Here is a 4101-nt window from a genome sequence, read left to right as displayed (position 1 = left end):
CACTCCTTTCCATTCCGAACAGGAAAGTTAAGCTCTACAGCGTCGATGGTACTGCATGGGCGACTGTGTGGGAGAGTAGAACGTTGCCAGGTTATATATGCGTTATTAGCTCAGTTGGTAGAGCACCTGACTCTTAATCAGGGTGTCCCGGGTTCGATCCCCTGATAACGCACCAAATCCTAAACAAATGTTTAGGATTTTTTTATTTTAAACTTTTTTAGAATTTCTTTAAAATTTACTAGAATATGAAATTTTATAATTATTGATTAGTTAATTTATAATAAATAATATTTATAATTTAGGGTATATAAAAAAATGAAAATAACTTTTAGATAATGTAAATTTAAATTATTTTAATATTACGAAAAGATGATATATAATTTAAAAAGGAAGTAGACTGGAGGGAAAATATATGTTTTCAAAAACAAGGAAAGTAGCTATAGTAGGAACAGGATTAGTTGGATCTAGTACAGCGTTTAGTTTAATAACACAAGGGGTCTGTGATGAAGTTTTAATGATAGATATTAATAGAGAAAAGGCTCTTGGAGAAGTGATGGACTTAAAGCATTGTATAGAATATTTAAATAGGAATACAAAGATAAGAGTTGGATCATATGAAGAATGCGGTGATGTAGATATAGTTGTAATAACTGCTGGCGCTCCACCAAAACCAGGACAAACAAGATTAGATTCACTAGATTTATCAGCTAAGATAGCGGAATCAATAGTGAACCCTATTATGGAAAGTGGATTTAACGGACATTTTATAATAATATCAAATCCTGTAGATATAATAGCTCATTATGTATATAAGATATCTGGATTACCTAAAAGCCATGTTATAGGAACAGGGACATCAGTTGATTCAGCAAGATTAAAGAATTTTATAGGGGATTTATTTAATGTAGACCCTAGAAGTGTTCAGGCTTATTCTATGGGTGAACATGGAGACTCTCAGATGGTTCCATGGTCTCATGTCTATATAGGAGGAAAGCCTTTTAGTAAGGTTATACAAGATAATAAAGATAGAGTTGGGGATGTAGATTTAGATAAATTAGTTTTAGAAACAGCTCAGGCTGGATGGGAAGTATATAATAGAAAGGGAACAACATATTATGCTATAGCATCTTCTACTGTAGGGATAATAAAAGCAATTATAAATGATGAGAATAAGATAATACCTGTATCTACATTGTTAGAAGGTGAGTACGGTGAATATAATGTATTTAGTGGCGTACCTGCAGTTCTTAATAGTGAGGGTGTAAAAGAAGTAGTAGAAATAGATATGACAGATGAAGAGCTTAAAAGATTTAAAAAGTCTAATGATGTTATAAGAGAGTACACAGAAAAATTAAATAAATAATTTAAGTGCTATTTATAAAGATATTAATATTTTTATAAATAGCATTATTTAATTTTTTAGCCTATGTATAAAAAGTTTATTATATAAATAACTTTCTATAATTTAATTTTTTATTTTTTAAGTAAACATATATGGATTTATATTGATTTAAGATGGAGGATTAAATAAAAAAATCTATGTATAGCCGCTTTCTATATTGAATATAAATTTTAAAGTTACATAAAATAGAATCGAATTAAAGGCGCATATTTACAGATAAAATTGAATTAATTTATATTAATAAGAAAAAAATAAAATAATTTTAAAAAATATGTTGACATATGGACAATATGTCTATATAATAAATTCTTGTTGAGAGAAAAATATCTGGTGATGATGGCGTAAAGGAAACACTCCTTCCCATTCCGAACAGGAAAGTTAAGCTTTATAGCGCCGATGGTACTGCATGGGAGACTGTGTGGGAGAGTAGGACGTTGCCAGGTTCATACGGTTTACTAGCTCAATCGGTAGAGCACTTGACTTTTAATCAAGGTGTACCGGGTTCGATTCCCGGGTAAGCCACCAAAAAATCACTTCAGTAATGAAGTGATTTTTTTATAAGAACTTGCTTAGCATTACATAAAAAAAGAAAGGATTTTATTCCTTTCTTTTTTATTTTCTAAATATATCATTTTTCATAAATTTAAAAAACTTCTTTACAGATTGTAAATCATCTTTTAAAGTTGAAGAATCTTCTTCTTTGAAGTAACCCTTTATATAGATTAGCATTATAAAAAATAATATTCCTAAATTAATATATATATCTTTTATATCAGCTATAAATAAATTACTAATTCCTATAAAGTCCAGACTACCACCATAAAAGGTCTTATCTATCAATGAACATAGGGCTCCGGATAGAATAAATAAAAATGCCATATCAGACCAGAAGTCTTTATTTCCTTTAGATAAATAATACCTATATACCTCTATAAATAATATTACTGCTAATGCATTTAATATTATTAAAGAAGAAAATCCTACTCCAAGTCCAAATCTAGCATTAAGCCAAGAGCCATCTGTATTAATTATAGGATCAAAGGAAAGAAACTTTGGTATGATTTCAAAATAATTATCAAAATAAAAAAGTTTTATTATAAGTTTTATACCTTGATCTATTAACATAAGCACAAGGAAAATTATAAAAACTACTTTGCGAGTAAATCCATTAGAATATTTTTGGGATGTAATGTATATTATCCAGCCTGTAAATGCAAATACGATGGTTAATAATAAATTCATACTTAAAGTATAAAAACTATCTACTCTACCAGTGATAATTTCAAATGCAAAGTATAACAACCACATTATAGGGAGTAATCCTATTGTTAGCCATTTATCTTTATTAAATTTGTTAGTCATTTTATCCTCCTACAGAAAACTTAAGATATTAAGATTTTATCATATATAGATAGAAATTACATATAAGGATAACAAATTATTTTAAATACTGATATAATTAAAGTGAAAATACTGAATATTTACGTTATTTAGATAAATAATAAAATAACGGCATGCAACATAGGAGGGGATTGAAGTGTTAAAAATTTTTGCAGTATCAGATTCAATAGGGGAAACAGCTGAGCAAGTTGCACTAGCAGCAGCAAGTCAATTCAAAGGAGACGTAGAGGTAAAGAGGGTTCCATATATTAAAGGATTAGAAGATATAGAAGATTTAATGAGAGAGGTTAGTAGTTGTGAAAATTGTATGATAGTATCAACTATAATAACTGTAAGTGTAAGAGAATATCTAACACAAAAGTGCTTAGAAAAAAATATATCAGTAGTAAATGTACTTGGACCAATAATAAATGTAGCTTCATCAATATTAAATAAAATGCCAGATAATAATCCAGGAGCTATGTGGAAAACAGATGAAGTTTATTTTAAGAGGATTGAGGCAATGGAATTTGCCATGCAATATGATGATAGTAAAGACTATAGAGGACTAAAAAATGCAGATGTTGTACTAATAGGATTATCAAGAACATCAAAGACACCATTATGCATGTATTTAGCTAATAAGGGAATAAAGGCTATAAACATACCTCTTATGCCTGAAGTAGAAATACCAGCTGAACTTTTTGAAGTAGATAAAAAGAAGATATTTGGATTAGTAATAAATCCGTTACAATTAATAGAAATAAGGAAAAGAAGATTAGATAAGTTTCATAGAATGCCTACGGGAATTGAGTATGCGAGTGATGCTAGAATTTTAGAAGAATTTGATTTTGCAGATAGAATAATGAGACGACTAGGATGTAAAACTATAGATGTTACTCAAAGAGCAATAGAAGATACTGCATTAATAATAATAAAAGCGCTAGGGCATGAAAAGTAAGACACAGAATGTAAAATCTGTTATCTAGAGCTAAGATAAAGTTTTAGATAACAGATGGTTAATTATATTTATATAAGTCTATAAAAAGACAAAAAGTAGTAGTGAAATAATAACTTTCAAAATATAATTATAATTTTATTAAAAAATACAATAAAATATGTTGACAATGCCTTTTTTTAGTGATAATATTTATTCATCGCCTAAGTCAGTCAAGTGTTTCTAAGAAATAATAAAAAAAACATGTTGACATAAATAACTTATGGTGATAAGATAAAAAAGTCGCTTGAGGGCGATGAAGAAAATGGTCTTTGAAAATTGAACAGAAAATAAGTTAAGTAAACAAACCAGCAATTCTTTT

3 protein-coding genes, 2 tRNA genes and 2 rRNA genes are annotated in these 4101 nt (G+C 28.6%); 6 read left to right on the top strand and 1 reads right to left on the bottom strand.

The features are described from left to right. The 5 genes from rrf (J2Z25_RS18420) to J2Z25_RS18400 form a co-directional block, all read left to right on the top strand. Positions 1 to 92: ribosomal RNA gene (gene rrf / locus J2Z25_RS18420) — 5S ribosomal RNA — on the top strand; the annotation flags it as partial. A gap of 7 nt (positions 93 to 99) precedes the next feature. Next, a tRNA-Lys gene (locus J2Z25_RS18415) sits at positions 100 to 175 on the top strand. 237 nt (positions 176 to 412) lie between these two features. Next, positions 413 to 1363 carry an L-lactate dehydrogenase gene (locus J2Z25_RS18410; protein ID WP_008681343.1) on the top strand — a complete coding sequence of 317 codons (951 nt, stop codon included), beginning with the start codon at positions 413 to 415 and terminating at the stop codon, positions 1361 to 1363. A 365-nt stretch (positions 1364 to 1728) separates the two neighbouring features. Continuing rightward, positions 1729 to 1845 (top strand): 5S ribosomal RNA (gene rrf / locus J2Z25_RS18405). 6 nt (positions 1846 to 1851) lie between these two features. Beyond that, a tRNA-Lys gene (locus J2Z25_RS18400) sits at positions 1852 to 1927 on the top strand. An 87-nt stretch (positions 1928 to 2014) separates the two neighbouring features. Here the strand turns inward: J2Z25_RS18400 and J2Z25_RS18395 are convergent. After that, on the bottom strand, positions 2015 to 2764 hold the full coding sequence (locus J2Z25_RS18395) for a signal peptidase II (RefSeq protein ID WP_008681345.1): 750 nt from the start codon (positions 2762 to 2764) through the stop codon (positions 2015 to 2017). Between the two features lie 175 nt (positions 2765 to 2939). On the opposite strand from J2Z25_RS18395, the gene J2Z25_RS18390 reads away from it, so the two are divergent. After that, positions 2940 to 3743 carry a pyruvate, water dikinase regulatory protein gene (locus tag J2Z25_RS18390; protein WP_008681346.1) on the top strand — a complete coding sequence of 268 codons (804 nt, stop codon included), beginning with the start codon at positions 2940 to 2942 and terminating at the stop codon, positions 3741 to 3743. Positions 3744 to 4101: the final 358 nt, after the last annotated feature.

It is taken from the genome of Clostridium tertium (assembly GCF_017873245.1).
Taxonomy (GTDB): Bacteria; Bacillota; Clostridia; order Clostridiales; family Clostridiaceae; genus Clostridium; species Clostridium tertium.
The sequence above is the reverse complement of the archived record's forward strand: the minus strand, read 5'-3'. Positions and strand labels throughout refer to the sequence as shown.

Coding starts and splice junctions, on each gene's coding strand:
- J2Z25_RS18410 (WP_008681343.1), top strand. CDS start 413: ATGTTTTCAAAAACAAGGAAAGTAGCTATAGTAGGAACAGGATTAGTT.
- J2Z25_RS18395 (WP_008681345.1), bottom strand. CDS start 2,764: ATGACTAACAAATTTAATAAAGATAAATGGCTAACAATAGGATTACTC.